Consider the following 25,276-nt stretch of genomic DNA (forward strand, 5'->3'; position numbering starts at 1 on the left):
AATATGTGATGGGCCTGACCCAGCAGCAGCTGAACGCGGGAATCGACGCGCTGGCGGCGCGCGACGATAACTTCGCGCGCGCGCTGGGCAATGCGGGCTATCCCGAACCGCGTATCCGGGCGCCGGGCTACGCCACCCTGCTCCGCACCATCGTCGGCCAACAGGTCAGCGTCGCCGCCGCCACGTCGATCTGGAACAAGCTGGAGGCGCAATTCGGCGAAGGCTGCCCGGCCGAGGTGATGGCGGCGGCCGAATTCGACACGCTGCGCGCCTGCGGCCTGTCGGGGCAGAAACAGGGCTATGCCAAAAGCCTCGCGCAGTTGATCCTCGACGGCGAACTGCAATTCGGCGCCCTACCCGCCGATGACGAGGAGGCGATCGCGCTGCTCACCAAGGTCAAGGGCATTGGCCGCTGGTCGGCCGAAATCTACCTGCTGTTTGCCGAGGGGCGCCCTGACATCTGGCCCGCGGGCGACCTGGCGGTGCAGGAAGCCGTCGGCCGCATCCTCCAACTCGAAGCGCGGCCGAGCGAAAAGGCGGTGCGCGAACTCGCCGAACCCTGGCGCCCGCATCGCGGTGCGGCGGCGATCTTCAGCTGGCATTGCTATAACATGGCGGTGATTTGAGGGCATTTCGTCGCCCCCGCGAAGGCGGGGGCCGCCGTCGGCCTTCTGCTTCGTCGCCGGGTAAACCGGAAGCGGTCCCCGCCTTCGCGGGGGCGACGGCTTAAAAAAAGGCCGGGTGCAGCATCCTCCACCCGGCCCTTTTTGTGATTGTCAGCCGAAGCTTATTTCTTCGCCGCGGCCTTTTTAGCCGGAGCCTTCGCCGCGGGCTTTTCCGCCGCTGCCTTAGCCGGAGCAGCCTTCTTCGCCGCCGCGGGCTTTTCCTCAGCCTTGGCCTCAGCCTTCTTCGCCGGCGCCTTCTTGGCGGGCGCAGCCTCGGCGGCCTCTTCCTTCACATCGGCCTTTTTGGCAGCCGGCTTTTTCGCCGCTGCCTTCTTGGCCGGCTTGTGGTCGTGATCATGGTCGTGGTCGTGGCCGCAACCCGGACCATGGACATGGCCCGCGTCGTCATCGGCTTCGATCGCCGCTTCCAGTTCCTCGCGGGTGGTTTCGCGGTCGCTGATCTCGGCCTTTTCGAACAGGAAGTCGACGACCTTGTCCTCATAGAGCGGCGCGCGCAGCTGGGCCGCGGCGAGCGCGTCCTGCTGGACATATTCCATGAACCGGCCACGATCTTCAGGGCGGTACTGCTGCGCCGCCTGCATGATCAGGCGCTGCATTTCCTGCTGCGACACCTGGACGCCATGCGCCTGGCCGATTTCCGACAGGAGCAGGCCCAGGCGGACGCGGCGGACCGCGATCGCGTGATAATCGTCGCGGTCGGCTTCCAGCTCAGCCTTCGCCGCGGCCGGATCGTCCTCGCGTTCGACTTCCTGTTCCAGCTGCTGCCAGATCTGGTTGAATTCGGCTTCAACCATCGTCGGCGGCACGTCGAAATCATGCGCCGCGGCCAGTTGGTCGAGCAGCTTGCGCTTCATATAGGTGCGGGTCAGGCCGTTCAGTTCCTGCTCGACCTGATCCTTCATCAGCTCTTTCAGCTTGTCGAGGCTTTCCAGACCGAGCGTCTTGGCGAACTCGTCGTCGATTTTCGACGCCGCGGGAACCTTCACTTCCTTCACCGTCACGGCGAATTCGGCCTTGGCACCCTTCAGATTCTCGACCGGATATTCGTCGGGGAAGGTCACTTTGACCGTCTTGTCGTCGCCGACCTTGGCGCCGATCAACTGGTCCTCGAAACCCGGGATCAGCTGGCCCGAACCGATTTCGACCGCCATGTCCTCACCAGTGCCGCCGTCAAATGCGACGCCATCGACGCTGCCGGCGAAATCGATGATGACCTGATCGCCCGCCGCGGCCTTCTTGGTCTTCGGCGCGTCTTCGAACCGCTTCATCTGCGAAGCGAATTCTTCGATCTTTGCCATCACCGCCTTATCGTCGGTGGGCACAGTGAGCCGTTCCAGCTTCAGGCCGTCGATCGACGGGGTCTTGATGTCGGGCAGCACTTCCAGCGCCACGGTGACTTCGGCGTCCTTGCCGGTTTCATAACCATCGGCCAGCGTGACCGCGGGCTGCAACGCGGGGCGCAGCTTTTCCTTGGTCATCAGATCGCGGACGCCAGCGTCGATCGCCTTGTTCAGCGCGTCGGCCGACAGCGCCGGGCCATGCATCTTGCGGATCAGATTCGGCGGCACCTTGCCGGGACGAAAGCCGGGCATCCGGACGGTCGGGGCGATGCTCTTCACCTCGTCGTCGACGCGCGCGTCGATGTCCTTGGCGGTGATGGTCACGCGATATTCGCGCTTCAGGCCTTCGTTCAGCGTTTCGACGGTCTTCATTGCCTTGGTCTTATCCTTGCTCAAAATCTCGTATCGATGAACCCCGGCCACATGGCGGGGCTCCCCTATCCCGGCAGCATCCCCATCAGATCGTCGGAACTGGTGCGGGCGAAGGGACTCGAACCCCCACATCTTGCGATACTGGTACCTAAAACCAGCGCGTCTACCAATTCCGCCACGCCCGCAGAGGCTGTCGGCCGGGTGCACAAAGCCGCGCGCTATGCCGCGCACGCCCGTGCGGGCCGCGCGGGGCTATAGCAGACGCATCGCTTAGGGCAAGCGCCGAAAGCCCGCCATTTGCCGGTGGAACGGGCGCCGCTCGTGTTCGTTGTTAGGGGCAAGGAGAACCCCAATGACCTACGCCTCGAACCTGCATGTCCGCGCCACCGATCCCTTCCCGAAACCTAAGCCCGACATCATCGAACCGATGGCGCCGCCGGAGCATCCGATCCAGCCGACGCCGCAGGAAGACCCGGCGGGCCAGCCGCAGGAAATTCCCGGCAGTCCGGGCGGCGGCGACATCGACGAACCGGGCCGCGGCCCCGACGAGGTGCCGCCGCAGCAGGTTTAGCCTCGACTAAACCCAATCTGCATCGTCATTGCGACGAGCGTAGCGACGCGGCAATCCGGGGTAGCGCAAGCCGCTCTGGATTGCTTCGCTTTGCTCGCAATGACGCGTCCTCAGGCCGGGCTTATGCGGTCAGCCGGTGCAGAAAGCTATGAAGCGTTTGATCGCCTGTTTGCCGCTCGCGGTTCCCGCCATCGCGACCGTCCCGCCGCCATCGGTCATCCGCAGCCAGCCGTTCGCGGCAAAGGCCGTGATGAAGGCCGAACCGCCCGCAATCTCTTCAGACGAGAAATAGGGCATTTCATCGACGTCGGTCGTCCCGGTAACGCGCAGCGTCGCGTTGCCCGACACCAGCTTGATCGCCTTCAGGTCAGGCGAATTTCCCGAAATCCCGGCAAAGATGCGGTTGCCGCCCTGCTCACAGCGGAAATTCAGCGGCTGGTCGTCGGTACCGTCGACTTCATAGGCCAGGATCGCGTCGGACACGCGGTCTTCATTGACCCGCATCGCCCAGTCATAGCCGTCGTTCACCGCTGGCGCGGGCGCCGCGAGCGCTGCCGCGTTGGTCAGCGCCCATCCGCACGCCGCCAAAACCAAAAGCCGCTTCATCATCAGTATGTCCTTCGAATCCTGCCACGCCGATGGCACGTCCATGCCATCGAAGCGACTGAATTCGCTGTGAACTCAATCACTGGATGAGCGGTCAGCCGAGCGCCTTTTTGAGCAGCTCGTTGACCACCTGCGGGTTCGCCTTGCCCTGCATCGCCTTCATCGTCTGGCCGACGAAAAAGCCGAACAGCGCTTCCTTGCCGCCCTTATACTGCTCGACCTTGTCGGCGTTCGCGGTCAGGATTTTGACGATTTCCGCTTCGATCGCGCCGGTGTCGCTCGTCTGCTTCAGCCCGTCGCGCTCGACGATCGCCGTTGCGCCGTCGCCGCTCTCCAGCATCTTCTCGAACACCGCTTTCGCAATCGTTCCCGAAATGGTGCCGTCGGCGACCAGACCGAGCAATTCGGCCGCCTGCGCGGGACTGACGGGGGAATCCGATATGTCGCGGCCCATGCGGTTGAGCGCCCCGAACAGCTCACTCGTCACCCAGTTCGCGGCCGCGACCGGCTTCACGCCTGCCTCCAGCAAGGTGTCGAACCACAACGCCGCCTCGACCTCGGCGGTCAGCACATCGGCGTTATACGGCGAAATCCCTGCGGCCAGATAGCGCGCGCGCTTCGCGTCGGGCAGTTCGGGCAGGCTGTCGCGACACTCGGCCAGAAACGCATCGTCGAGTTCGAGCGGCAGCAGGTCGGGATCGGGGAAGTAGCGGTAATCATGCGCGTCTTCCTTCGACCGCATCGACCGCGTCTCGTTGCGATCGGGGTCGTAGAGCCGCGTTTCCTGCACCACCGTGCCGCCGCTCTCGATCAGTTCGACCTGGCGCTTCGCCTCGCCCTCGATCACCGCCATCACAAAGCGGACCGAATTGACATTCTTCGTCTCGGTGCGCGTGCCGAATTCGTCGCCGGGTTTGCGGACCGACACATTAACATCGGCGCGCATCGAGCCTTCTTCCATATTGCCGTCGCACGACCCGACATAGCGCAGGATCGAGCGCAGCTTGCGCACATAGGCCCCCGCTTCGGCGGGCGAGCGCATGTCGGGGCGCGAAACGATCTCCATCAGCGCGACGCCGCTGCGGTTCAAATCGACGTAGCTCATCGTCGGATGCTGGTCGTGCATTAGCTTGCCGGCGTCCTGCTCGACATGGATGCGCTCGATCCCGATCACCTTGTCGGTCGGAATCCCCGCCTTCTCATCGGCGGCGATCGTCAGCGAACCTTCGCCGACAAGCGGATGATAAAGCTGAGAAATCTGATAGCCCTGCGGCAAATCGGCGTAGAAATAATTCTTGCGGTCGAACCGCGACCATTTGTTGATCTGCGCCTCGATCGCCATGCCCGTGCGCACCGCCTGGCGGATGCACTCGCGGTTCGGCACCGGCAGCATCCCCGGCATCGCGGCGTCGACCAGCGACACCTGCGTGTTCGGCTCGGCCCCGAACGCCGTCGCGGCGCCCGAGAACAGCTTGGCGTTGGAGGTGACCTGCGCATGAACCTCAAGGCCGATCACGACCTCCCACTCGCCGGTTTCGCCCTGAACTCGATAATCACTCATCATCCGCATCCTTTGTGCGTTCCCGCGAAAGCGGGAACCCAGAGTGGGGCAGCGCTAGGCCGCCCTGGGCTCCTGCGTTCGCAGGAGCACACCACTAAATCACCACCACTTCTCCGCCCGCGCGGTAAAGCCCGCCCGCTCTTCAATTGCCAGCCCGGCGTTCAGCACGCCCTGCTCGTCGAATGCCTTGCCGATGATCTGCAAGCCCAGCGGCAAACCTTCGCGGTTCAGCGCCGCGGGGACCGACATGGCGGGCAGCCCCGCGAGGCTCGCGGGCACCGCGAACACGTCGTTGAGATACATTGCCAGCGGATCGGCCATCTTTTCGCCCAGCCCGAACGCCGCCGACGGCGCCGTCGGCGCGAGGATCACGTCGCACACCCCGAACGCCTGCTCGAAATCGCGCGCGATCAGCGTCCGCACCTTCTGCGCCTGCGTGTAATAGGCGTCGTAAAAGCCCGCCGACAGCACATAGGTGCCGATCATGATGCGGCGCTTGACCTCCGCCCCGAAGCCATCGGCGCGCGTCGCGGCATACATATCCTGCAACCCCGCCCCGTCGGGCAGGTCGCGCAAACCGTAGCGCACGCCGTCATAGCGCGCGAGGTTCGATGACGCTTCGGCGGGCGCGATGATATAATAGGCGGGCAGCGCATATTTGGTGTGCGGCAGGCTGATCTCGACGACCGCGGCCCCCGCATCCTTCAGCATCGCGATCCCGGCGTCCCACATTGCGTCGATGTCGGGGTCGATGCCCTCCAATCGATATTCCTTGGGAATCCCGACCGTCTTGCCCTTGAGATCACTCGACAAGGCCGCTTCCCAATTGGGCACCGCCATATTCAGGCTGGTCGCGTCCTTGGGATCGAAGCCCGCCATATTCTCGAGCATGATCGCGCAATCGCGCACGTCGCGCGCCATCGGCCCCGCCTGATCGAGCGAGCTGGCGAACGCCACGATGCCCCAGCGCGAGCACCGGCCATAGGTCGGTTTGATCCCCGAAATGCCGGTGAAGGCCGCGGGCTGGCGGATCGAGCCGCCGGTGTCGGTCCCTGTCGCCGCAGGGCACAGCCGCGCCGCGATCGCAGTCGAACTGCCGCCCGACGATCCGCCCGGCGCCAGCGCCGCATTGCCGCCGTCCTTGCGCTTCCACGGCGAGATCACATTGCCGAAGTAGGAGGTTTCGTTCGACGACCCCATCGCGAACTGATCGAGGTTCAGCTTGCCCAGCATCCCGGCGCCCGCGTCCCACAGCTTTGCCGACACGGTCGATTCATAACGCGGGACAAAGCCTTCGAGCATATGGCTCGCCGCGGTGGTCTGGACCCCGTCGGTGCAGAACAGGTCCTTCATCCCGATCGGCACACCCGAGAGCGGCCTCAGCGTCCCCGCCGCCCGGTCTGCATCGGCGACCTTCGCTGCGGCCAGCGCATGCTCGGGTGTTTCGACGATAAACGCATTCAGCGCCTTCGCCCCCGCGACATTGGCGTTGAACGCCTCGGCAACCTCGACGGCGCTGAAATCGCCCGCGCGGTGGCCGTCGCGGATCTGCGCGACGGTCAGGTTGGTGAGGTCAGTCATTATTCGATCACCTTAGGCACGCCAAAGAAGCCGTGCATCGCAGCCGGCGCGTTCGCCAACACGTCGTCGCGGCGGTTGCCGCCGGTCAGCGGGTCGGCGTCGATCACATCGTCGCGCAGCCGCAGCGTGTTGGGGATCACCGCAGTCATCGGCTCGACCCCGCTCACATCGACCTCGCCGAGTTGCTCGACCCAGCCCAGAATGCCGTTGAGTTCGCCTTCCATCGCGGCGGCTTCGGCATCGCTGATCGCGATGCGCGCCAGCGACGCTATTTTCCTGACCGTTGCCTGATCGATTGTCATCTATTTCGCCTTTGCGGGAGAAGGAGCGCCGCTAGCATCCCCGCTTGTGCGCTTCAAGCCGTGCCTATTCGAACGCCCCCGATTCCGGCACCCCATTCACTAATATCCGCCGCTGTGCCACCGTTTCGACCGTCACCACCGCCGTCGACAGATCAATTTCGAGCCGCGCCGGGCGGGTCTCGCGACCAATATCGCCCTGCACCCAGCGCCCGTCCTTGTTGCGCGATACGAAATCGAAATTCGTCGCTTCGCCCGGTTCATTCTGCCCCAGCACCCCGATCCGGTCGTCGCCCAGCCACACCGCCACGCACGCCTTGGCGCGGCTGCACATATAGGTTCCGGCGATGCGTTCCAGCGCGTCGGCAGGCAGCGCCCGATCGGCGGGGATGACGCGCAGCCGCTCGGCCAAGGGCTTGAGCAACACCGGACCCCGCGGCCCGGTCAGATCCCAGCGATTCTTCGCTGTCAGCGCCGCTTTCGCTGCATCCGCGCGCGGCTTTTGCGGCGATTTCGCCAGTTTCTGCAACGCCGCCCGTCCCTTGGGTCCGAAATCAAACGCCATCGCCGCCCAATCGAATCTTTCGACCTTGGTTGCGCCCGACGTCAGCCGCGCCAGCTGGTCGCGGGTCGAAATCGCCCCGAAATCGACGATCGGCAGCGCCAGGAACAGCGCCAGCAGAGCGACCCCGATCGCCAGCTTCTGCTGCAACGGCCGCAGCACATCGTCGAAATCGCGCCGCCCCTTCACCACCGCCCATAGGCCAGCCAGCCCATAAACCAGCGCGATGCCCGCCGCGATCACCCCCCATATCCGTTCGGGCGTCCAGCCATATTGGCCGATCCGCAGCTGCATCGAATAATAAGCGATCCCCGCCAGCGGCAGCACCGCGACCGCCAGCACCGGCGCCGCCCAGCGCAGCAGCGGATTGGTCGCGCGGTCGTCGGCGCCGTTGCCGATCACCGCATTGGCCAGCAGCACCGCAAACGCCGCCGCCGCCAGCATCAGCGCGGCGGTCGAAAAGCCAGATGCCCACAGCTTTGCCAGCCCGGTTCCCGCCAGCGAGAGCAGGAAAATTACCAGCGCCGCCGCCAGCACCGGCGCCAGCACCGCCAGCACGATCATCACCAGCCGCTGCAACGTCGAAACCAGCTTGTCGCGTTCGCGCAGCAAGCCGACCGCGCCGCCGAACGCTGCGCCCGCAAGCATCCACCCGAACCATTCGCCGTTCAGCAGATCGCGGATCAGGTCGATCCCGATCAGGTGGAACATCTCCGAAATCAGGAAGGTCAGCAGGAACGCGGTGCCGACGAACGCCAGGCCCGCCGCGCCGATCACCGCATCGGTCCACGCATGGCTGTGCAGCCGGGCGTAGGGCATGTCCCACAGCTTCCAGAACCGCCAGTCGGGCGCGACATCGCGGCGGGTCTGGAACAAAGGCGTCGCGACCAGCACCGCCAGCATCCCCGACCAGAATGGCCATTCGATCGGATTTCCCTGCAAATTATACGCCGCCGTCTGCCACGCGATCAGCCCCAGCACCGCGCCCCACAACAGCGCAAAGCCCAGCGCCCAGTGCCAGCGGCGCAGCTCGACCCCCAGCACGAACACCACCGCCGCCACCGCCACCGCAGTCGCCAGCGCGCTGCGCCACTGCGCCAGTGCTTGGTCATGGTCGTGATCGACCAGCGCGTGGAACGCCAGCCCCGCGGCCGCGCAAATCGCGGCCATGATCCACGGCCGCAGCGGCCAAGGCGGGTCGTTATCGTCCAGGCGTGCGGAAACTCGGAGCGAATCGGCGGCGGGGCCGGTTGCGAGCGCGTCGGTCATTCCCCACATCTGGGCTTGTTTCACAGGCCAGCGCAAGCCAAACAGCGCACCAGTCCGTCTCCCCCTCCCCCCATGGAGCCCCCATTGGCCCGCAAATTTCTTTACGTCATCGCCGCCATCATCCTGCTGATCCTTGCTGCCGGGGTCGTGTATCAGCTTTATCCCGGCTGGCTCGCGCGGGTCGCTTTCGTGCCCAGCGCCGAATTCAAGCAGCAGGCGGCGGTCGAACCCAATGCCTATGACGATCCCAAAATGTGGTTCGCGCGGCCCGGGATGACGAACGACCCGTCGGCCTGGCGCCCCGCCGCCGGAGGATCGGATGCAGCCGCGCCCGACGGCGCCGACGCCCAATCGCGCGATCAGCTCATCCCGCCCGCAACCGCTGCCGAAACCTCCGCACCGCCCGTCGAACGCGGCGACGCTGCGGTCTTTTTCGTCCACCCAACCAGCTATTACAGCCGCTCCAGCTGGAACGCCCCGCTCACCGATCGCGATTCGGACCACCGCGCCAACCTGTTCGTGCAGGGCATGGCCAGCGCCTTTGCCGATGCCGGCGAAATCTGGGCGCCGCGCTATCGCCAGGCGACGCTTGGCGCTTTCCTCGCCGAAGATCGCGTCACCGCGGGCAAGGCAATCGACGCCGCCTATCGCGACGTCGAAGAAGCCTTCGACGCCTTCGTCGCCGCCCAGCCCAAAAACAAACCGATCATCCTTGCCGGCCACAGCCAGGGCGCGCTCCACCTCACCACCCTGCTCAAGAACAAGATCGCCGGGACGCCGCTCGCGAAGCGGATCGTCGCCGCCTATGTCATCGGCTGGCCGATCAGCCTCGACACCGACATGGCGGCACTTGGCCTGCCCGCGTGCGAAACCCCCGGGCAGAAAGGCTGCATCCTCGGCTGGGCGACCTTTGCCGATCCCGCCGACCCCGAAATGGTCACCGCTGCCTATGACGGCACCATCGGTTTCGACGGTCGTCCACGCGCGGGCACGCGGATGCTGTGCACCAACCCGCTGACCGGCACCCGCGACGCCGCGGCGGCGTCCGATGCCAATCTGGGCACCCTGGTTCCCACCGAAGGGTTCAAAAGCGGGTCGCTCAGCGTCGGGAAGATCGGCGCCAAATGCGACGACACGCGCGGCCTGCTGATGATCGGCGACGCCGAGGTGGCGAAGAATTTTGTCGTCGCGGGCTATGTGCTGCCGGGCAACAATTACCATGTGTACGACATCACCCTGTTCTGGGCGAACGTCCGCGCCGACGCGCTGCGGCGGCTGGCGGCATATGAGGGCAAGCCGTCGCCGGTGCCAGCAGCGGCGACGGCGCTGCCGGTAACGCCAGTGGTGCCCGCAACTGCATCGGCCCCCAAGTCCTAACCTCGTCATTGCGAGGAGCGAAGCGACGCGGCAATCCAGAGCGCGCGTAAACCGCTCTGGATTGCTTCGCTTCGCTCGCAATGACGATATTTTGGGACTAATGGCAGCAATATGATCACCACCGCCGCCCCCGACTTCGCCGCACAATTCCCGAACGGCGGCCGCCTGATCGGCCTCGACGTCGGCACCAAGACGATCGGCGTCGCCACCTGCGACAGGAACTGGAGCTTCGCCACCCCCGACACGACGATCATCCGCAAGAAATTCTCTGCCGACCTCGAAACGCTCAAATCGGCACTCACCGCCCACGCCGTTATCGGCCTCGTCGTCGGCCTGCCGCTCAACATGGACGGCAGCGACAGTCCGCGCACCCAAAGCACCCGCGCCTTCGCGCGCAACCTTCTACCGCTCGGTCTGCCGATCCTTCTGTGGGACGAACGCTGGTCGACCGCCGCGGTCGAGCGCGCGATGATCGCCGCCGACGTCAGCCGCGCCAAACGCGCCGAACGGATCGACAGCGCCGCCGCCGCCTTCATCTTGCAAGGCGCGATCGACGCGATGACGCGCGCTTGACCGAATATATCGCTTACTGGCTCGCCGCTGCCAACGGCATCGCCTTCGGCCTGATGGTCGCCGACAAACGGCGCGCCGAAGCCACTGTGCGTCGGATACCGGAATCCACCCTGCTTCTCTGGGCCTTCCTGGGTGGCGCTTTCGGTACCGTCCTTGCCGCGCGCCTCGTCCGCCACAAGACGCGCAAGCAGCCCTTTGCCACCTGGATGCTGATTTGGCTCTGGCTCCAGATCATTCTGCTCGGACTTTGGGCGCTCGAATTATTGGGGCCAATCGTCGCCGCAGCGCTTGCCTATTTTCCTCGCCCTGCCTAAACGCTCCCCTTTAATGACATCATCAACAATCCGACCCGCCAGCGACTATCCGCCCGGCGGCGATGCCTTTCGCCATCGCCACCTGATCGGCATCGCCCAGCTGACCCCGTGGGAGATCAGCTACGTCCTCGACGCCGCCGAAGAATGGGTCGATCTGAACCGCGCCGGCGCCGCAAAATATAATGACAAGCTCGCGGGCCTCACCATCATCAACGCCTTTTTCGAAAACTCGACCCGCACGCTTTTGTCCTTCGAAATCGCCGGAAAACGCCTCGGCGCCGACGTCGTCAACATGCACGCCGCGCAGTCGAGCGTGAAAAAGGGCGAGACGCTGATCGACACCGCAATGACGCTCAACGCGATGCGCGCCGACGCGATGGTGATCCGCCACGGCAGCTCGGGCGCGGTGCAACTGATCGCGGGCAAGGTCGACTGCCCTGTCCTCAACGCCGGCGACGGCCGCCACGAGCATCCGACACAGGCGCTGCTCGACGCGCTCACCATCCGCCGCCGCCTCGGCCGTGTCGAAGGGCTGACCATCGCCATCTGCGGCGACGTGCTGCACAGCCGCGTCGCGCGCTCGAACATCCTCGCGCTCACCCTGCTCGGCAACGAGGTGCGCGTGGTCGCGCCAGCAACGCTCACCCCGCCTGCAATCGACCGTATGCATGTGACGACCTTCACCGACATGGACGAGGGACTGAAGGACGCCGATGTCGTGATGATGCTCCGCCTCCAGAACGAGCGCATGGACGGCGCCTATCTGCCGTCGGCGCGCGAATATCACGCACTCTACGGCCTCAGCCCCAAGCGCCTCGAAAAGGCGAAGCCCGACGCGATCGTGATGCACCCCGGCCCGATGAACCGCGGGGTCGAAATCGACAGCAGCGTCGCCGACCACCCCACCCGCTCGACGATCACCGAACAGGTTGAAATGGGGGTCGCGGTCCGCATGGCGTGCCTCGACATATTGACGCGCCGCCAGCGGGGGGTCGCGGGATGGAACTGAAACCGCTCCTGATCAGCAATGCGCGGATGCTGGGCGGCGAGAGTGGCAGGCTGCTTGTCATGGACGGCCGCATCGCAGCACTCAACCCGGCTGAGACGCCGGACGGCACCGAAACCGTCGACGCCAAGGGCCAGTGGCTCGCCCCCGGCATCATCGACCTTGGCGTGTTCGCGACCGACAAGCCCGCCTTCCACTTCGGCGGCATCACCCGCGCCGCGCTGATGCCCGACGCCGGACCGCTCGACGACCCCGGCCTGGTCGAGCGCGCCGCGAAGGGCGGCAAGCCCGACCTGTGGGTCCACCCCCTCGCCGCTGCAACCAAAGGCCTCGCGGGCCGCGAACTCGCCGAAATCGGCCTGATGAAAAGCGCCGGTGCCCGCGCCGTCGCAACCGGCCGCGCCCGCGTCGCCGACAGCGGCGTGATGCGCCGCGTCCTCGCCTACGCCGCGTCGCTCGGCCTCGTCACGATCATCCACGCCGAAGACGAAGGCCTTACCGCCGGCGCCGTCGCGACCGATGGCGAAATGGCGACCCGCCTCGGCCTCGCCTCCTCACCCGCCGTCGCCGAAGCGATCGCCATCGCCCGCGACCTCGCGCTCGTCGAGGAAACCGGCGCGCCGGTCCATTTCCGCCAGGTCACTACGGCAAAAGGCCTCGACCTGATCCGCGCCGCCAAGGCGAAGAAGCTGCCCGTCCTCTGCGGCATCACCCCGGCCCATCTCTTCCTGTCCGACACCGCGATCGGCGATTTCCGCACCTTCGCGCGTCTGTCGCCGCCGCTGCGCAGCGAGGACGACCGCCAAGCGTGCCTCGCCGCGGTCGCCGACGGCACCATCGACGTCCTCTCGTCGGGCCACGACCCGCGCGGCCCCGAAGACAAACGCCTGCCCTTTGCCGAGGCTTTGCCCGGCATGGCGGGCGCCGAAACTTTGCTCGCCCTCGGCCTGAACCTCGTCCGCGACGGCCATGTGTCACCCGCCCGCCTGTTCGACCTGCTCGCCGCCACCCCCGCCTGCCTGCTCGGCGTCAACGCGGGCCGCCTGACTGTGGGCATGGAAGCCGATCTTATCCTGATCGACGACGGCACCCCGTGGCAGGTTGATGCCAAGAAGATGGCGGCCTACGCCGGGAACACTCCGTTCGACGGCATGCCGGTGCAAGGCCGCGCGACCGCGATGTGGAAGGGCGGCTTGCGGGTGCGGTAGTCCGCCCGTTCCCCACACTCGTCATTCTCGCGAAAGCGGGAACCCAGAGCGCGCGTCGGTCTACCTATCCTGAGTTCCCGCTTTCGCGGCAATGACGAGGTTGGAAATGGAACGGCAACAGTAGCGACACCCACATCAAACCGCCCACTCCCCCGGATCATCCGCCTCGCCAATCAACGCCAGTCCATGCGCGATCGACGTCAGTTCGCCGCCGCCCGCAATCCGCTCCGCCCCGAACCGCCGTTCGAACAGCGCGCGGATCGCGGGGATCAGCGACGATCCACCGGTCAGGAACACCCGGTCAATGCCCGCCGCCGCCACGCCCGCCCGAACCAGTGCCGCATCCATCGCCGCCTCGATCCGCCGCAGATCATCGGCGATCCACGCCTCGAAATCGGCGCGGCGCACCACGGCCTCGATCGCGATCCCATCGCCCGAAAAGCGAAAATCCGCCTCTTCCGCGCTCGAAAGCGCGCGCTTCAGCCGTCCCACCGCGTCGTACAGCGGAAACCCCTGCTCATGTTCGATCAGCGCGATCATCCGCCCGATCGGTTCGGGATCGACCGCATCGCGCTGCAACCGCTCCAGCTCGCTTAACGTGCGCCGGTTGCGCATCAGCGCCAGCCGCGACCAGTCAGCAAAATCGCGGAAATGCCCGCCCGGAATCTCGAGCAATTTGTCGAACGAGCGGTACAGCCCGCCCTTGCCCAGCAAAGGCAGCACCAACTTGTCGACAATCCGGTAGTCGAACCGGTCCCCCGCAATCCCGATCCCCGCCGACGCCAGCGGCACGCAGCGCCGCGGCGCCCCCGGTTCGGCGACCCGCACGATCGAAAAGTCGGTCGTCCCGCCGCCGAAATCGGCGACCAGCACCGTCGCGGGTTCGGTCAACCGCGCCGCATAGCTGTGCGCCGCGCCCAGCGGCTCGTGCACATAATATATCTCGGTGCCGAACGCGCCGAGCATCGCGTCATAGCGTTGCCGCGCCAACGCCGCATCGGGCCGCGCCCCGGCATATTCCACCGGCCGCCCGACGATCACCCGCCGCGGCAGCGTGTCGAGCCGCCCCCCCGCGTGCGCGACCAGCCGCTGCAGGAACAGCCGCCCCAGATCCTCGAACCGGTACGGCTTGTTGAAGATCAGCGCCCGCTCGAACGACGCGCTCGCGGCAACGCTCTTGAACGACTGGACAAAACGGCTGTCGAGCGGCGATTGCAGATATTCGGCGATCGCCCACGGCCCCGCCTCATGCGCCACCCCCTGCCACGCGCGTTCTTCTTCCCAGAAACACAGCGCCGACCGGAACACCGCCCCGGTCGCGTCGTCCCCGGCAAACTCCACCAGATCCGACCCGCCCTGCCCGTCGGTCAAGGCAACCACCGTATTGGTGGTCCCGAAATCGAGCCCGAGCGCGCGCGCCGTGGCATGGCTGGTCATGGCGGGCTCCTGCGGGGGTTGGCGGGCGGCGCCTATTGCATGGGGCGCGGCGACGGGCAAGGCGGAGACGGACGCGGTTGACGATCCATGTCGAACCGTCTGCGGCGTCCCTACACCCTCGTCATTCCCGCGAAAGCGGGAACCCAGGGCGTGCGTCGGCCGATCCCACCCTGGGTTCCCGCTTTCGCGGGAATGACAAGCTCTATCAAGTCAGCGACCTTCTAAACGTCGTCATGCTGAACTTGTTTCAGCATCCATGGCCCAAGCCCTCATCTTGCGCCGCCACGAGGGAAACGACAGACCATGGACCCTGAAACAAGTTCAGGGTGACGATAGTTTGATGGCTGTTTTTATCGAAACCAGCCCTAACCCAAACAGAAAAAGGGGCGCGGCTCTGCGTCCGCACCCCTTTTCCGTGGATCCCGCCGACAGGCTGGGAAACTCAAATCATCGCGAAGCAAGCCGCAACGGGCTGGCTTTCGACGCCCACTGGATGCTCTCGCTGCCGCCCATCGCGCGGATGAAGCAGGTCTGACCCTGCGCCTTCAGCTCGCGGCACAGATTGTTCGCATCGGCGCGGGTCGCCAGACCGTTGACGGTCAGGCGATAAAAGGTGCGGCCCTTGACCGTCGCGGCGTGGCTTGATGCCGGAAAATTGGCCAGCATGGCGCTGCGTTTTTTCAGCCCGCCCCATTTTTCCTTGGCGATGCCCAGACTGTCATAAGCGCCCAGCTGCACGGCCCAACCGGTCGGCTTTTTCGCATTGAAAGCGATTGCCTTCGGAATCAGCACGGTTGCCAGTTCCAGCGCCTGCTGCTGCGCCGGGCGGATCCGACCTTCGCCCGCCACGCGCGGAGCGGCGCGATACGGCGCGGCGTCGGCCAAGATGACCTCGCTCGCCGCCTGCGGCTGTGGCAATTCAGTGACCGGTACGACGCCATCGGCGGTGCGCTTCGGCATCGGCAGCTCGACGCTGCGAATGGCGTTGCTGGCATCCGCCAGGACCGGCGCCACCACCGGCGGCGGCGGTGCATAGGCCTCGACCGGTGCCGGATCGGCGCTGGCGAGTTCGACGGGGGCCGGTTCGACGGGCGACGGCACGGCGGCCAGCTGGGTGTCGGCATAATTGCTCAGCGCCAGGCGCACCGGCATCCCGGCGTCCTGCCGCACGTCGGTGCCGATCAGGCTCGCGACGCGCAGTTGCTGGTTCGGCGTTTCGGCCAGTTTCGACCATTCGGCCATCCGCGCTTCCAGCTTGGCTGGCGACAGGTCCTGCGATGCCAATATGCGCGCCTGCGCCCAACGCCCGGACAGGGCATAGGCCAGCGCCAGATTCTGCCGCGTCCGCGCGCCAGCCTCGGGGGCGCGCGCCGCTTCGCTCAGCACATAAATCGCGCTTTCGCTATCGCCTGCCAGCGCCAGCGCCAGTCCGATGTCCGATGCGGGGACCGTGTCGCGGTGCGCTTGCAACAAGGCAACCGCCTCGCCGCTCTGGCCCTGCGCGATCTGCGCCAGAGTCAGCGCGATGATCGTGTTGCTGTCGCTGGCGCCCAATTCCATCGCTTCGGTCAGCGCGGTCGTGGCCGATGCAAAGCGGCCGTCGTTCAAATAGGCTTGGCCCAGCAGCGCGCGATAGCTTGCGTCGCGCGGGCTTCCTGCCACCGCTGCTTCGGCCAGTCCGACCGCCTTGCTGATCTTGCCTGCTTCCAGCGCGGCGCGCGCCTGCGTCGCCGATTTGGCGGCGGCGGCGGGCTTGCCCGCGGCGCGCGACGGCGCCTCGGCCATCGCGCCCATCCCGCTGCATCCGGTCGCAACACTCAGGACAAAGCCTGAAATGGCCAGGTTCATCAGCATTTTGCGGTTCATCTTATGGTCCCCTCTGGACTGGTTCAGCGCGGCATCGTCTGGCGCGTCGGACGAGCGGCCGGCAGGCGGCTCGCCATCGCGTCAATTTCGGGCAGCGAAGACAGATATTCGTCGAGCAGGTCGGTCAGGATCACCTGCGACGACCGGTTGGTCACCGCACTCGCCAGCCGCAGCCGCAGATGGCGTTCGGCGTCGAGGCGCAGCGTGAACGCCGCCTTTTCGCGGGCGCGCAGCGCGCGCGGCGCCTTTTCCTTCTTCGGTTTCGGCACCGGCCGCGCTTCGACCTTGCGTGCCACCGCGGCGACGCGATCGATCAGCGATTCCTGCTGGCGGACGATTTCCGGAACCTCATGGACTTCGGCTTCAAAAGCGTCGGCGCCATAGGGGTCCGGACCACGATCTGCCGTCCCGAAATCTGGCGTGCCGAAATCCGGCGCGCTGAAATTCTGGCCGCCAAGATCTTGCCCGATACCATCGGTCAATTCCTGCCCGGCGCTCTCGTCGACCGCATGTTCGGCCTCGACATTATGCGCCGGTACCGATCCGGTGAGGAGCGGCTTCAAGTCGAGCATCCGCGCCGGCTCACCCGACTGATCGGGATCGACGTCGTAGCCCATGTCGTTCCAGCCCAGGTCGTCGTAACCGACGGCGTTGGTGGGTGCGGGGCCGCTGCCCAGCGGCTGGCGGCGCATGGCGGGCCGGGCGCCGCCCTTGCGGGCCAGCAATCCGGCGCTCAGCGATGCGAGAGGTTTGGGTTCGCCCATGGTTCCGATCCCCCCCGTCACTGGCCAGCGATGCGGCGGCCAAAGCCACCACCCATCGGGCGCACCGCGCCATAATTGCCCTGCGTCGGAACCGGCGCGGCAAAGATCGTGCGGCGGAAATTCTTTTCGAGCCGATCGCTCATATAGGTCCACAACTGGCGGATCTCTTCGGCCGATCGACCATTGGGATCGACTTCCATCACCGTGCGGCCGTCGATCATCGACGCGGCATAATCGGTGCGGTGATGCAACGTGATCGGGGCGACGGTGCCGTGCTGCGACAGCGCGACCGCGGCCTCGCTGGTGATTTTCGCTTTCGGGGTCGCGCCGTTGACGACGAACACCAGCGGCTTGCCGGCGCGTTCGCAAAGGTCGACGGTGGCGCCGACGGCGCGCAGATCGTGCGGGCTGGGCCGGGTCGGCACGACAATCAGTTCGGCGACCGAAATCACGCTCTGGATCGCCATGGTGATCGCCGGCGGCGTATCGATGACCGCGAGTTTGAAGCCCTGCTGGCGCAGGATTTCCAGGTCGGACGCGAGCCGCGCCACGGTGGTCTGGGCAAAGGCCGGCAGGTCGGTTTCGCGCTCGTTCCACCAATCGGCCAGCGAGCCTTGCGGATCGATGTCGATCAGGACGACCGGGCCTGCCCCCGCAAGCTGCGCCTGTACCGCGAGATGCCCCGACAGGGTCGTTTTTCCCGACCCGCCCTTTTGTGAAGCCAATGCCAAAACGCGCACAGCTGTCCCCCTGAAAAACCACGAATTGGCGGTGGAATGCCATGCGGGGCGCTAAAATTGAGTTAACGATGATAAAAAGAAGGTGAACGGCTCGCTCGCCATCATGGTTAACAAGGCCTCAACAGCAACTTGTGCCGAAATGGATCAGATATGCTACAAGGCACAGGTTGCTAACGCGGTGTTAGCCATTCCACGCTAAGAAACCCCCGGGGACTGCAGCGATGCCAGTCATTGGAGAATATGATGCGTCATTTCCGCACCGCCGTTTCGTTGGCGTTGCCGCTGATTGCGGCAACGATGCTGACCGCGCCCGCCCATGCCGACGTCAAGGACGGCGTCGATGCGTGGCAGCGCGGCGACTATCAGGCGGCGGTCGCCGCGTGGCGCGCCGAGGCGCTGGCCGGCGATGCCGATGCCCAGTTCAACCTTGGTCAGGCCTATAAGCTCGGCCGCGGCGTTCCCGCCGATCTGGTTCAGGCCGAAAGCTGGTATCGCCGCGCCGCCAAACAAGGGCATTTGCAGGCCGAGGATAATCTTGGCCTCGTCCTGTTCACCGCCAACCGCCGCGACGAAGCAATGCCGTTCATCACCCGCTCGGCCGAACGCGGCGAACCGCGCGCCCAATATGTCCTTGGCACCGCGCTGTTCAACGGCGACCTCGCGCCGCAGGATCTACCGCGCGCCTATGCGCTGACCAAGCGCGCCAGCGACGCCGGGCTCGGCATCGCCTCGGCCCGCCTGGCGCAGCTCGATATGCTCATCCCGCTCGACCAGCGCCAGCGCGGCATCGCGATGCTGCCCGCGATCGAAAAGAACGAGGCGCGCGCGCGCCTGACGGCGGTGACCGCCGCGGCGCCCGCTGCCGCGAAACCCGCCCCCGCGTCGCCGATCAAGACCGCCAGCCTGCCCGCCTCGGCGCCCGGCACCAGCTATACCCCGCCGCCGGTGATCGCCGCCGGGCCGCCGCCCGCCAATTTGCCGCCGACCCGGCTGCCCAGCCCGGCCGCGCAGGCGGCCGCGACGGCCGCAGCCGAAGCCACCGCTGCCGCCACCGCCGCGACGGACAGCGGCAAACCGGGAACGACCTACGCGCCGCCGCCCGCGAACGACAAGCCGTCGCCCGCACCGGTAGCGGCCAAACCCAAGCCGCCCTTCAACAACGATCCCATCACGATCCGCGAAACCCCCACCCCGGCCCGCCCCGGCGGCGGCAACAGCCCGTGGCGCGCCCAGCTCGGCGCCTTCGGGGTCGAGGCGAACGCCCGCAACCTGTGGGCCTCGCTCGGCAAGAAACACCCCGCCGTCGCCGCACGCCAGCCGGTTTACGTCAAGACCGGTAAGGTCACCCGCCTCCAGACCGGCGGCTTTGCGAACAAGGGCGAAGCCAACAACTTCTGCGCCGCGCTCAGCAAGAGCGGCCAGGCGTGTTTGGTGGTGGATAAGTAAGCGAATTTGCTCCTGGTGATGTAATCGGGATCTTGCTTAAACACTCGTCATTGCGAGCGCAGCGAAGCAATCCAGAGTGGGGTAGACCGCCCTAGATTGCTTCGCTGCGCTCGCAATGACGAGTCTAGAAAGTGGGATGGTGTTGACCGCCCTCGGCGGCGCGCGGCGCGACCATCATCCAGTGCGCTTGGCCAACCCGCTACTTTATCGCTCCCGCCTTCTCCGCCGCCAACCGCTTCGCCAGCGCCTGACGCGACCGATCAGCATAAGCCCGGCAAGCCCCCGGATTGGCGTTATACCGCCCCTCCCCCGCATTGTCGGGGTGCGCCGCAATCAGGATGTCGCACGGCAGCGCCTCCATCGTTCGCCAGCTTTGGGCAAAGGCCGCGACGAACGGCGCTCCCGCGGCGCTGCTGAACTTATAATCATCCGCCGACACCGGATTCAGGCTCGACGCAAAGACGATCGTCTTGCACCCAAGCTGCTCACAAGCCCGCCAGCTCCAGCTCATGTTGCCCATCGTATGCCCCGGCGTCGCATGGGCGGTGATCGCAATCTTGCCCAGCCGCAGCACCTCGCCGTCCGCCATCACGCGCACCGGCGTCGTCACCGCGGGCCAGCTGCCGCCATAGGCCAGCTGCGGATCGTCGGCGGCGTGCCGCCCCGATTTCAGCCCTTCGGCGCCGCGCGCACTCGCAACCACCGTCGCGCCCGTGTCGCGCGCCAGCGCCGCCAGCCCACCGGCATGGTCGAAATGCGGCTCGGTGCTCAGAATAAATTTGATGTCTTTGGGATTGAACCCCAGCGCCCGGACATTCGCCAGGATCGCAGGCGCTGCTTGCGGCAACGCGCCATCGACCAGCACCAGCCCGGCGCCGGTATCGATCAGCGCCACGCTCATCCCGCCGAACCCGACCAGATAGCTGGTGCCCAGAATTTTCTCCGGCTTGGCGGGCGCCAGCCACTGCGCCGTGCGCGACGTCACGATCGGTTGGGTCAGCGGATCGGCCGCGGGCACCGGCGCTCCGTTCGCCGCGGCAAGCCACGCGAACAGACTGATTGCTTCGAACATTCCCGTCTCCTTCGCCGCCAAAATGCCCATTGGGTGCGTGCCCGACAAAGCATCATTCCTCGACAAAGCCATGAGAATTTCTCATAAGTCTCGTTATCCCGGACTTGATCCGGCGTCCATTGCCAGCAGCCCCCGCATGGACGCCGGATCAAGCCTGTCCTGAGTTTGTCGAAGGGTCCGGGGTGACGAGGCGAGACAGGTCGAGATAGTAAGCCCAATGGACCGCGCCCAACTGCCACTCAACGCGCTGCGCGCCTTCGAAGCCGCCGCGCGCCATCTCAACTTCACCCGCGCCGCCATTGAACTCTGCGTCAGCCAGGGCGCGGTCAGCCACCAGGTCGCGCAGCTCGAACGCCGCCTCGGCACCCGCCTGTTCCATCGCCTGCCGCGCGGCCTGGCGCTGACCGACGAAGGTCATGCACTCGTCCCCGTCGTCGCCGACGCCTTCGATCGCGTCGCCGCGACGCTCGATCAATATAGCGGCGGCCACTTTCGCGAGACGCTGAAAGTCGGCGTCGTCGGCACCTTCGCCACCGGCTGGCTGCTCCCGCGCCTCGACGCCTTCGCGCGCGCGCATCCCGGCATCGATCTGCGGATCGCAACCAACAACAACCGCGTCGATCTGGCGGGCGAGGCGCTCGATTTCGCCATCCGCTTCGGCGACGGCGCGTGGCACGGCACCCACGCCGAACCGCTGCTCGCCGCCCCGCTGGCGCCGCTCTGCACCCCCGCGATCGCCGCAAAGCTCAAAAGCCCCGCCGATCTGATCCCCGAACGCCTGCTGCGCTCGTATCGCGCCGACGAATGGGTCCGCTGGTTCACTGCAGCGGGGTTGGCCGCACCGCTCCTGCGCGGACCGATCTTCGACAGCAGCACGCTGATGGCGACCGCTGCCGCCGCGGGCCAAGGCATCGCCCTCGCGCCGCCCGCCATGTTCACCCGCGAACTCGCTTCGGAAATTCTCGTTCAGCCCTTCCGCATCACCATCGACGCCGGTCGCTACTGGCTCACCCGCCTGATCTCGCGCGCCGAAAGCGATGCCATGGCGCGCTTTCGCGGCTGGCTGTTCGATGAAATTTCGTCAGCGATGACGCTAGCCTCGCCGCCCGATGCCGAATAGGGCCGACCCGCTCTTTCGCCCGCCCTCAATGCCCCTCCAGCGTCGCCCAGGCCTTGCTGAAATCGCGCTGCGCCAGGGCGTCGGGGGCGATCCAGAACGTCGCTTCGCCGACATCCCCGAACATCCATCCCAGCCCGGCATCGCTGGCCAGGTTGAGCAAACACACGGTCGGATCGTCGGTCTCCCGAGCTTGCTGCGACGACGGGGCATGGCCCAGCATCTGCGAATATTGGATGCCCCACGCCGAATCGCCCTGAAAATGCGGCGCCATCACATCGTAGAGGGTGGGCGTGATCAGCGCCGCCTTTCGCGGATCATGGGCAAAGCTGCGGATCGCCGCTTTTGCCGCTTCCAGCATCCAGTCGGCGACCGCATAATCCAGCGCCACCTTCGCCTCGCCGCGCTGCATCGATGTTGCCCAGCGCCGGAAAGTGTCGCGCTCGGCCGCAGGAACCGGCGCTGCCGGATCGGACGCATCGGCGATGCTGATCCACTTCGCCGCCGCAGCGATGCGTGCTTCGGCATCCTCGATATTCTTGCGCGCCGTCGGCCGCTCCAAACCGGCGCGCAGCGCGCGGCAGAAAAAGCCGACATGGATCCAGCGATCGGGCCACGCGTGGCTGCCGCTGTCTTCTTGCAGGATCCGCATCGCCAACTGGGTGTTGCGAAAATAGGGCTCGCCGGTCTTGGGCCGCGGCCGCGCAAAGCCGCTGGCGGCGTAAAAGGCGTCGGCGCGCTTCACGTCCAGCTGATCCTGATAGGCGTCCCACAGCTGGGCGCGATCGGCCTCCTGCTGCTGCGCCTGCTTCTCCTTGTTGACCAGCGCCAACAACCGCGATCGCCAGCCTTCACCGCTGCCTGCGCCAAAATCCTCGTCGGTCAGCGCCGCCGCGTCGGGCCATGTGTCCATCGCCCGCAATTCGATCGGCCATTCGACATGGACATTCGGCCCCGTCTCGCCCTCCAGCAGCAACGGCCGCCAGTTGGGCCGCGGATAAGAGCCGCCGATCGGCATCAGATCGGGCGGCGCCGGGCGGGCCGGATCGTCGCCGACCGCGCCCGGCGCGTGGATCACCCGCCACGCCTGGTCGCCGACATAATCTTCGCCCCAGATCTGTTCGTCATCGTCGCGCCCGAAAAAGAACAACAGGCCGCGATCGGGCAAGACGCCGCGCACCGGCAGCGCGCTGCAATCGATCTGCGCCAGGAAATGCAGCGGCGTTCCGTCTTTCATCCGCGGCCATTCGATCGCGTCGGGCAACGCGGGCAACCCCCCGAATCGGCTCTGCGTCGCGGCGGACGCGAACGGCGGATAAGGCCGGTGCAGTAACACCGCCGCGCTGCGATGCCGCGCGAATATTTCGGCAATCTTTGCGCTCGAATCCATGATTGCCTCCTCGGCGCAGGGTTTCACGCTTTTCGGGCGGAACGGCAAGCGGGTGTGAGCTACCGGGTCTGCATTGGGGTGGGGGGCTGCTATTCCCCAGATTCGTCATCCCCGCGAAAGCGGGGACCCAGAGCGTGCGTAGGCTAACCCCATCCTAGGTTCCCACTTTCGCGGGAATGACGAAGTTGTAGGATCCGGAACGTCTACTTCCGGTCGAAACCTGCCAGCCAACCCCTACCCCAGCACCCAGCTCCGCCGCGGATAGCCCTGCGCCCATAACAATGCCGTCAGGTCATGGTGCCGCACCACCGCCGCCGCGGCCTCGCCCGCCGCCGGGTGCGGATAATAGCCCACGCCCAGCCCGGCCGACGTGATCATCGGAATGTCGTTGGCGCCGTCGCCGACCGCCAGCGTCTCGGCCAGCGGCAGGCCGTGCTTCGCCGCCTCGGCCTTCAGCGTCTCCAGCTTCGCGGCGCTATCTACGATCGGCTCGATGACCCGCCCGGTCAACTTGCCGTCCTTAATCTCCAGCGCGTTCGCAACCACCTTGTCGAACCCGATCGCCTCGCCCACCGGCCCGGCAAAAGCGGTAAAGCCCCCCGAAACCAGCACCGAATACGCGCCATGCGCCTTCATCGTCTGCACCAATGTCCGCGCCCCGCGCGTCAGCTTCACCCGCTCCATCCGGCATTCGACCAAGGTGGCTTCGGGCATCCCGGCCAGCAACCCGACGCGCTCGATCAGCGCGGCGCGGAAATCGAGTTCGCCGCGCATCGCGCGCTCGGTAATCGCCGCGATCTGCGGCTTCAGCCCGGCATAATCGGCCAGTTCGTCGATGCACTCGACGGTGATCATCGTCGAATCCATATCGGCGATGATCAGCTTCTTCGTCCGGTCGCCCTGCGGCTGGACGATCGTGTCGAGCGCGCCATGGTCCATCAACGCCAGTTCGGCGCGCGCGCTGACCAGGCTGCCCTGAAAGACGATGTCGGCGGCATCACCGACATCCAGCCAGTGCGGCGCGCCGACATCGTGGCCTGTGGCGTCGAGCCGGTCGATCGCTTCGCGAACCACCTCGTCGGTCAGCTTCCCGGCTGCTATCAGCGTCGCGACGAACATGGCTACTCCTTTATCTTCTTTCGGCCCAAGGCCTCCTGTCGCACTTATCGCTGGCCCCACCGCCAGCGGCAAGAGTGCAATGGCAGTACATCTGGCAAAAGCCGTCGGGCGCGGCGTCGTGATCAATGCTGACGCCAGCCAGGTCTATGCCGACCTGCGGATCCTGTCGGCGCGCCCGAGCGACGAAGAAATGGCAGGCATCCCCCACCATCTGTTCGGTCATGTCAACGCCGCCGAGGCGCATAATGCCGCGCGCTGGGCGGATGACGCGCGCGTCGCGATCGCCGCCGCGCATGCCGCGAGCGAAATCCCGATCCTCGTCGGCGGCACCGGGCTGCATATCCGCACGCTGCTCGACGGCATTTCGCCGATACCCGACATCGACCCCGATGTTCGCGCCGCAGTCCGCGCGCTGCCTGTCGCCGAAGCCCACGCCGCGCTGACCCGCGAAGACCCCGCCACCGCCGCCCGCCTCAATTCCACCGACACCACCCGCATCGCCCGCGCGCTCGAAGTCGTCCGCTCGACCGGCCACCCGCTGGGTCATTGGCACGCCGCGCACACCGGCGGCATCGGCGACACGATCACACTCGCCCCGCTCATTCTCCTCCCGCCGCGCGAGTGGCTGCGCGATCGCTGCGACCAGCGGCTGGTCCAGATGTTCGACGGCGGCGCGGTTGCCGAAGTCGAAGCGCTGCTCGCCCGCAACCTCGACCCCGATCTTCCCGCCATGCGCGCGATCGGTGTCCCGCAGATTGCGCAATATCTGACCGGTACGATCGACCGCGACCAAGCGCTCACGCTGACGCAAGCCGCCACGCGCCAATATGCCAAACGCCAATATACCTGGTTCCGCAACCAGCCGCCCGCCGACTGGCCGCGCCACAGCGAGTCACTAAACAATGATTCTATTGATGAATTAGCAATTATATTACGTCAAAGCCTGTTGACAGGATAGAATCATATACCTATTGCCCGCAACCCTGTTGCAGCGCACAAG

At 66.1% G+C, this 25,276-nt stretch carries 23 protein-coding genes and 1 tRNA gene; 10 read left to right on the top strand and 14 right to left on the bottom strand.

From position 1 onward, the window contains the following. The first annotated feature begins 8 nt into the window (after positions 1-8). Positions 9-626: a DNA-3-methyladenine glycosylase 2 family protein gene (locus tag J2X44_RS12455; RefSeq protein ID WP_310087036.1), complete on the top strand. Its 618-nt coding sequence runs from the start codon at positions 9-11 to the stop codon at positions 624-626. A 161-nt stretch (positions 627-787) separates the two neighbouring features. Here J2X44_RS12455 and tig read toward each other — a convergent pair whose 3' ends face one another. Together tig and J2X44_RS12465 are read right to left on the bottom strand one after the other, a co-directional pair. Next, on the bottom strand, positions 788-2,398 hold the full coding sequence (tig, locus tag J2X44_RS12460) for a trigger factor (RefSeq protein WP_310084480.1): 1,611 nt from the start codon (positions 2,396-2,398) through the stop codon (positions 788-790). Between the two features lie 100 nt (positions 2,399-2,498). Continuing rightward, a tRNA-Leu gene (locus J2X44_RS12465) sits at positions 2,499-2,583 on the bottom strand. Positions 2,584-2,750: 167 nt separating this feature from the next. On the opposite strand from J2X44_RS12465, the gene J2X44_RS12470 reads away from it, so the two are divergent. Next, a complete protein-coding gene (locus J2X44_RS12470) occupies positions 2,751-2,969 on the top strand; it encodes a hypothetical protein (protein ID WP_310084482.1) in 219 nt (72 codons plus the stop codon). Positions 2,970-3,098: 129 nt separating this feature from the next. On the opposite strand, the gene J2X44_RS12475 is transcribed toward J2X44_RS12470, so the two are convergent. The 5 genes from J2X44_RS12475 to J2X44_RS12495 form a co-directional block, all read right to left on the bottom strand. Further along, a complete protein-coding gene (locus J2X44_RS12475; protein ID WP_310084485.1) occupies positions 3,099-3,620 on the bottom strand; it encodes a hypothetical protein in 522 nt (173 codons plus the stop codon). Positions 3,621-3,669: 49 nt separating this feature from the next. Then, entirely contained in the window at positions 3,670-5,136 is a 1,467-nt protein-coding gene (gene gatB / locus J2X44_RS12480) for an Asp-tRNA(Asn)/Glu-tRNA(Gln) amidotransferase subunit GatB (RefSeq protein ID WP_310084488.1), read from the bottom strand. A 99-nt stretch (positions 5,137-5,235) separates the two neighbouring features. After that, positions 5,236-6,717 carry an Asp-tRNA(Asn)/Glu-tRNA(Gln) amidotransferase subunit GatA gene (gatA, locus tag J2X44_RS12485; RefSeq protein ID WP_310084490.1) on the bottom strand — a complete coding sequence of 494 codons (1,482 nt, stop codon included), beginning with the start codon at positions 6,715-6,717 and terminating at the stop codon, positions 5,236-5,238. Then, the gene (gene gatC, locus J2X44_RS12490; RefSeq protein ID WP_310084493.1) at positions 6,717-7,019 is read right to left on the bottom strand and encodes an Asp-tRNA(Asn)/Glu-tRNA(Gln) amidotransferase subunit GatC; all 303 of its coding nucleotides are present in this window, start codon (positions 7,017-7,019) and stop codon (positions 6,717-6,719) included. Before gatC ends, gatA begins: the two co-directional genes overlap by 1 nt. Before the next feature lie 64 nt (positions 7,020-7,083). After that, positions 7,084-8,847, bottom strand: a complete 1,764-nt coding sequence (locus J2X44_RS12495) for a DUF4153 domain-containing protein (protein WP_310084496.1) — start codon at positions 8,845-8,847, stop codon at positions 7,084-7,086. 84 nt (positions 8,848-8,931) lie between these two features. Between J2X44_RS12495 and J2X44_RS12500 the strand changes: the two genes are divergently transcribed. From J2X44_RS12500 to J2X44_RS12520, 5 genes are all read left to right on the top strand, one after another. Continuing rightward, positions 8,932-10,224 carry a DUF3089 domain-containing protein gene (locus J2X44_RS12500; RefSeq protein ID WP_310084498.1) on the top strand — a complete coding sequence of 431 codons (1,293 nt, stop codon included), beginning with the start codon at positions 8,932-8,934 and terminating at the stop codon, positions 10,222-10,224. A gap of 111 nt (positions 10,225-10,335) precedes the next feature. After that, positions 10,336-10,797, top strand: coding sequence for a Holliday junction resolvase RuvX (gene ruvX / locus J2X44_RS12505; RefSeq protein ID WP_310084501.1), 462 nt, complete (start codon positions 10,336-10,338; stop codon positions 10,795-10,797). Continuing rightward, on the top strand, positions 10,794-11,111 hold the full coding sequence (locus J2X44_RS12510; RefSeq protein ID WP_310084504.1) for a DUF1294 domain-containing protein: 318 nt from the start codon (positions 10,794-10,796) through the stop codon (positions 11,109-11,111). The genes ruvX and J2X44_RS12510 overlap by 4 nt, the downstream gene beginning before the upstream one ends. Positions 11,112-11,124: 13 nt before the next feature. Continuing rightward, positions 11,125-12,120 (top strand): aspartate carbamoyltransferase catalytic subunit, encoded by a 996-nt coding sequence (locus tag J2X44_RS12515; RefSeq protein ID WP_310084507.1) that lies wholly within the window; start codon positions 11,125-11,127, stop codon positions 12,118-12,120. Continuing rightward, positions 12,111-13,325, top strand: coding sequence for a dihydroorotase (locus J2X44_RS12520; RefSeq protein WP_310084510.1), 1,215 nt, complete (start codon positions 12,111-12,113; stop codon positions 13,323-13,325). Before J2X44_RS12515 ends, J2X44_RS12520 begins: the two co-directional genes overlap by 10 nt. A 135-nt stretch (positions 13,326-13,460) precedes the next feature. Here J2X44_RS12520 and J2X44_RS12525 read toward each other — a convergent pair whose 3' ends face one another. The 4 genes from J2X44_RS12525 to J2X44_RS12540 form a co-directional block, all read right to left on the bottom strand. Beyond that, complete coding sequence (locus J2X44_RS12525) at positions 13,461-14,762, bottom strand: Hsp70 family protein (protein ID WP_310084512.1); 1,302 nt, start codon at positions 14,760-14,762, stop codon at positions 13,461-13,463. Positions 14,763-15,209: 447 nt separating this feature from the next. Then, complete coding sequence (locus J2X44_RS12530) at positions 15,210-16,628, bottom strand: SPOR domain-containing protein (protein WP_310084514.1); 1,419 nt, start codon at positions 16,626-16,628, stop codon at positions 15,210-15,212. A 23-nt stretch (positions 16,629-16,651) separates the two neighbouring features. Further along, positions 16,652-17,392, bottom strand: a complete 741-nt coding sequence (locus J2X44_RS12535; RefSeq protein WP_310084516.1) for a hypothetical protein — start codon at positions 17,390-17,392, stop codon at positions 16,652-16,654. Between the two features lie 17 nt (positions 17,393-17,409). Next, on the bottom strand, positions 17,410-18,132 hold the full coding sequence (locus tag J2X44_RS12540; protein ID WP_310084521.1) for a ParA family protein: 723 nt from the start codon (positions 18,130-18,132) through the stop codon (positions 17,410-17,412). Positions 18,133-18,375: 243 nt separating this feature from the next. Between J2X44_RS12540 and J2X44_RS12545 the strand changes: the two genes are divergently transcribed. Further along, positions 18,376-19,578: an SPOR domain-containing protein gene (locus J2X44_RS12545; protein WP_310084524.1), complete on the top strand. Its 1,203-nt coding sequence runs from the start codon at positions 18,376-18,378 to the stop codon at positions 19,576-19,578. 199 nt (positions 19,579-19,777) lie between these two features. Here J2X44_RS12545 and bla read toward each other — a convergent pair whose 3' ends face one another. Continuing rightward, complete coding sequence (gene bla / locus J2X44_RS12550; protein ID WP_310084527.1) at positions 19,778-20,650, bottom strand: subclass B3 metallo-beta-lactamase; 873 nt, start codon at positions 20,648-20,650, stop codon at positions 19,778-19,780. Positions 20,651-20,867: 217 nt separating this feature from the next. Between bla and J2X44_RS12555 the strand changes: the two genes are divergently transcribed. Further along, positions 20,868-21,770, top strand: a complete 903-nt coding sequence (locus tag J2X44_RS12555) for a LysR family transcriptional regulator (RefSeq protein ID WP_310084530.1) — start codon at positions 20,868-20,870, stop codon at positions 21,768-21,770. 25 nt (positions 21,771-21,795) lie between these two features. On the opposite strand, the gene J2X44_RS12560 is transcribed toward J2X44_RS12555, so the two are convergent. Further along, complete coding sequence (locus tag J2X44_RS12560) at positions 21,796-23,157, bottom strand: DUF1963 domain-containing protein (protein ID WP_310084533.1); 1,362 nt, start codon at positions 23,155-23,157, stop codon at positions 21,796-21,798. Between the two features lie 234 nt (positions 23,158-23,391). Next, positions 23,392-24,276, bottom strand: coding sequence for a phosphoserine phosphatase SerB (gene serB / locus J2X44_RS12565; protein WP_310084536.1), 885 nt, complete (start codon positions 24,274-24,276; stop codon positions 23,392-23,394). On the opposite strand from serB, the gene miaA reads away from it, so the two are divergent. Beyond that, entirely contained in the window at positions 24,275-25,234 is a 960-nt protein-coding gene (gene miaA / locus J2X44_RS12570; RefSeq protein ID WP_405053372.1) for a tRNA (adenosine(37)-N6)-dimethylallyltransferase MiaA, read from the top strand. The two genes, serB and miaA, sit on opposite strands and share 2 nt — an antisense overlap. The last annotated feature ends 42 nt before the right edge of the window (positions 25,235-25,276 follow it).

This window comes from Sphingopyxis sp. BE259 (assembly GCF_031457495.1).
Classification (GTDB): domain Bacteria; phylum Pseudomonadota; class Alphaproteobacteria; order Sphingomonadales; family Sphingomonadaceae; genus Sphingopyxis.

Bases quoted from the DNA above. Each gene is read 5' to 3' on its own strand.
- J2X44_RS12455 (WP_310087036.1), top strand. From the start codon at position 9: ATGGGCCTGACCCAGCAGCAGCTGAACGCGGGAATCGACGCGCTGGCG.
- tig (WP_310084480.1), bottom strand. From the start codon at position 2,398: ATGAAGACCGTCGAAACGCTGAACGAAGGCCTGAAGCGCGAATATCGC.
- J2X44_RS12470 (WP_310084482.1), top strand. From the start codon at position 2,751: ATGACCTACGCCTCGAACCTGCATGTCCGCGCCACCGATCCCTTCCCG.
- J2X44_RS12475 (WP_310084485.1), bottom strand. From the start codon at position 3,620: ATGGACGTGCCATCGGCGTGGCAGGATTCGAAGGACATACTGATGATG.
- gatB (WP_310084488.1), bottom strand. From the start codon at position 5,136: ATGAGTGATTATCGAGTTCAGGGCGAAACCGGCGAGTGGGAGGTCGTG.
- gatA (WP_310084490.1), bottom strand. From the start codon at position 6,717: ATGACTGACCTCACCAACCTGACCGTCGCGCAGATCCGCGACGGCCAC.
- gatC (WP_310084493.1), bottom strand. From the start codon at position 7,019: ATGACAATCGATCAGGCAACGGTCAGGAAAATAGCGTCGCTGGCGCGC.
- J2X44_RS12495 (WP_310084496.1), bottom strand. From the start codon at position 8,847: ATGACCGACGCGCTCGCAACCGGCCCCGCCGCCGATTCGCTCCGAGTT.
- ruvX (WP_310084501.1), top strand. From the start codon at position 10,336: ATGATCACCACCGCCGCCCCCGACTTCGCCGCACAATTCCCGAACGGC.
- J2X44_RS12515 (WP_310084507.1), top strand. From the start codon at position 11,125: ATGACATCATCAACAATCCGACCCGCCAGCGACTATCCGCCCGGCGGC.
- J2X44_RS12520 (WP_310084510.1), top strand. From the start codon at position 12,111: ATGGAACTGAAACCGCTCCTGATCAGCAATGCGCGGATGCTGGGCGGC.
- J2X44_RS12525 (WP_310084512.1), bottom strand. From the start codon at position 14,762: ATGACCAGCCATGCCACGGCGCGCGCGCTCGGGCTCGATTTCGGGACC.
- J2X44_RS12530 (WP_310084514.1), bottom strand. From the start codon at position 16,628: ATGAACCGCAAAATGCTGATGAACCTGGCCATTTCAGGCTTTGTCCTG.
- J2X44_RS12535 (WP_310084516.1), bottom strand. From the start codon at position 17,392: ATGGGCGAACCCAAACCTCTCGCATCGCTGAGCGCCGGATTGCTGGCC.
- J2X44_RS12545 (WP_310084524.1), top strand. From the start codon at position 18,376: ATGCGTCATTTCCGCACCGCCGTTTCGTTGGCGTTGCCGCTGATTGCG.
- bla (WP_310084527.1), bottom strand. From the start codon at position 20,650: ATGTTCGAAGCAATCAGTCTGTTCGCGTGGCTTGCCGCGGCGAACGGA.
- J2X44_RS12555 (WP_310084530.1), top strand. From the start codon at position 20,868: ATGGACCGCGCCCAACTGCCACTCAACGCGCTGCGCGCCTTCGAAGCC.
- J2X44_RS12560 (WP_310084533.1), bottom strand. From the start codon at position 23,157: ATGGATTCGAGCGCAAAGATTGCCGAAATATTCGCGCGGCATCGCAGC.
- miaA (WP_405053372.1), top strand. From the start codon at position 24,275: ATGGCTACTCCTTTATCTTCTTTCGGCCCAAGGCCTCCTGTCGCACTT.
- serB (WP_310084536.1), bottom strand. From the start codon at position 24,276: ATGTTCGTCGCGACGCTGATAGCAGCCGGGAAGCTGACCGACGAGGTG.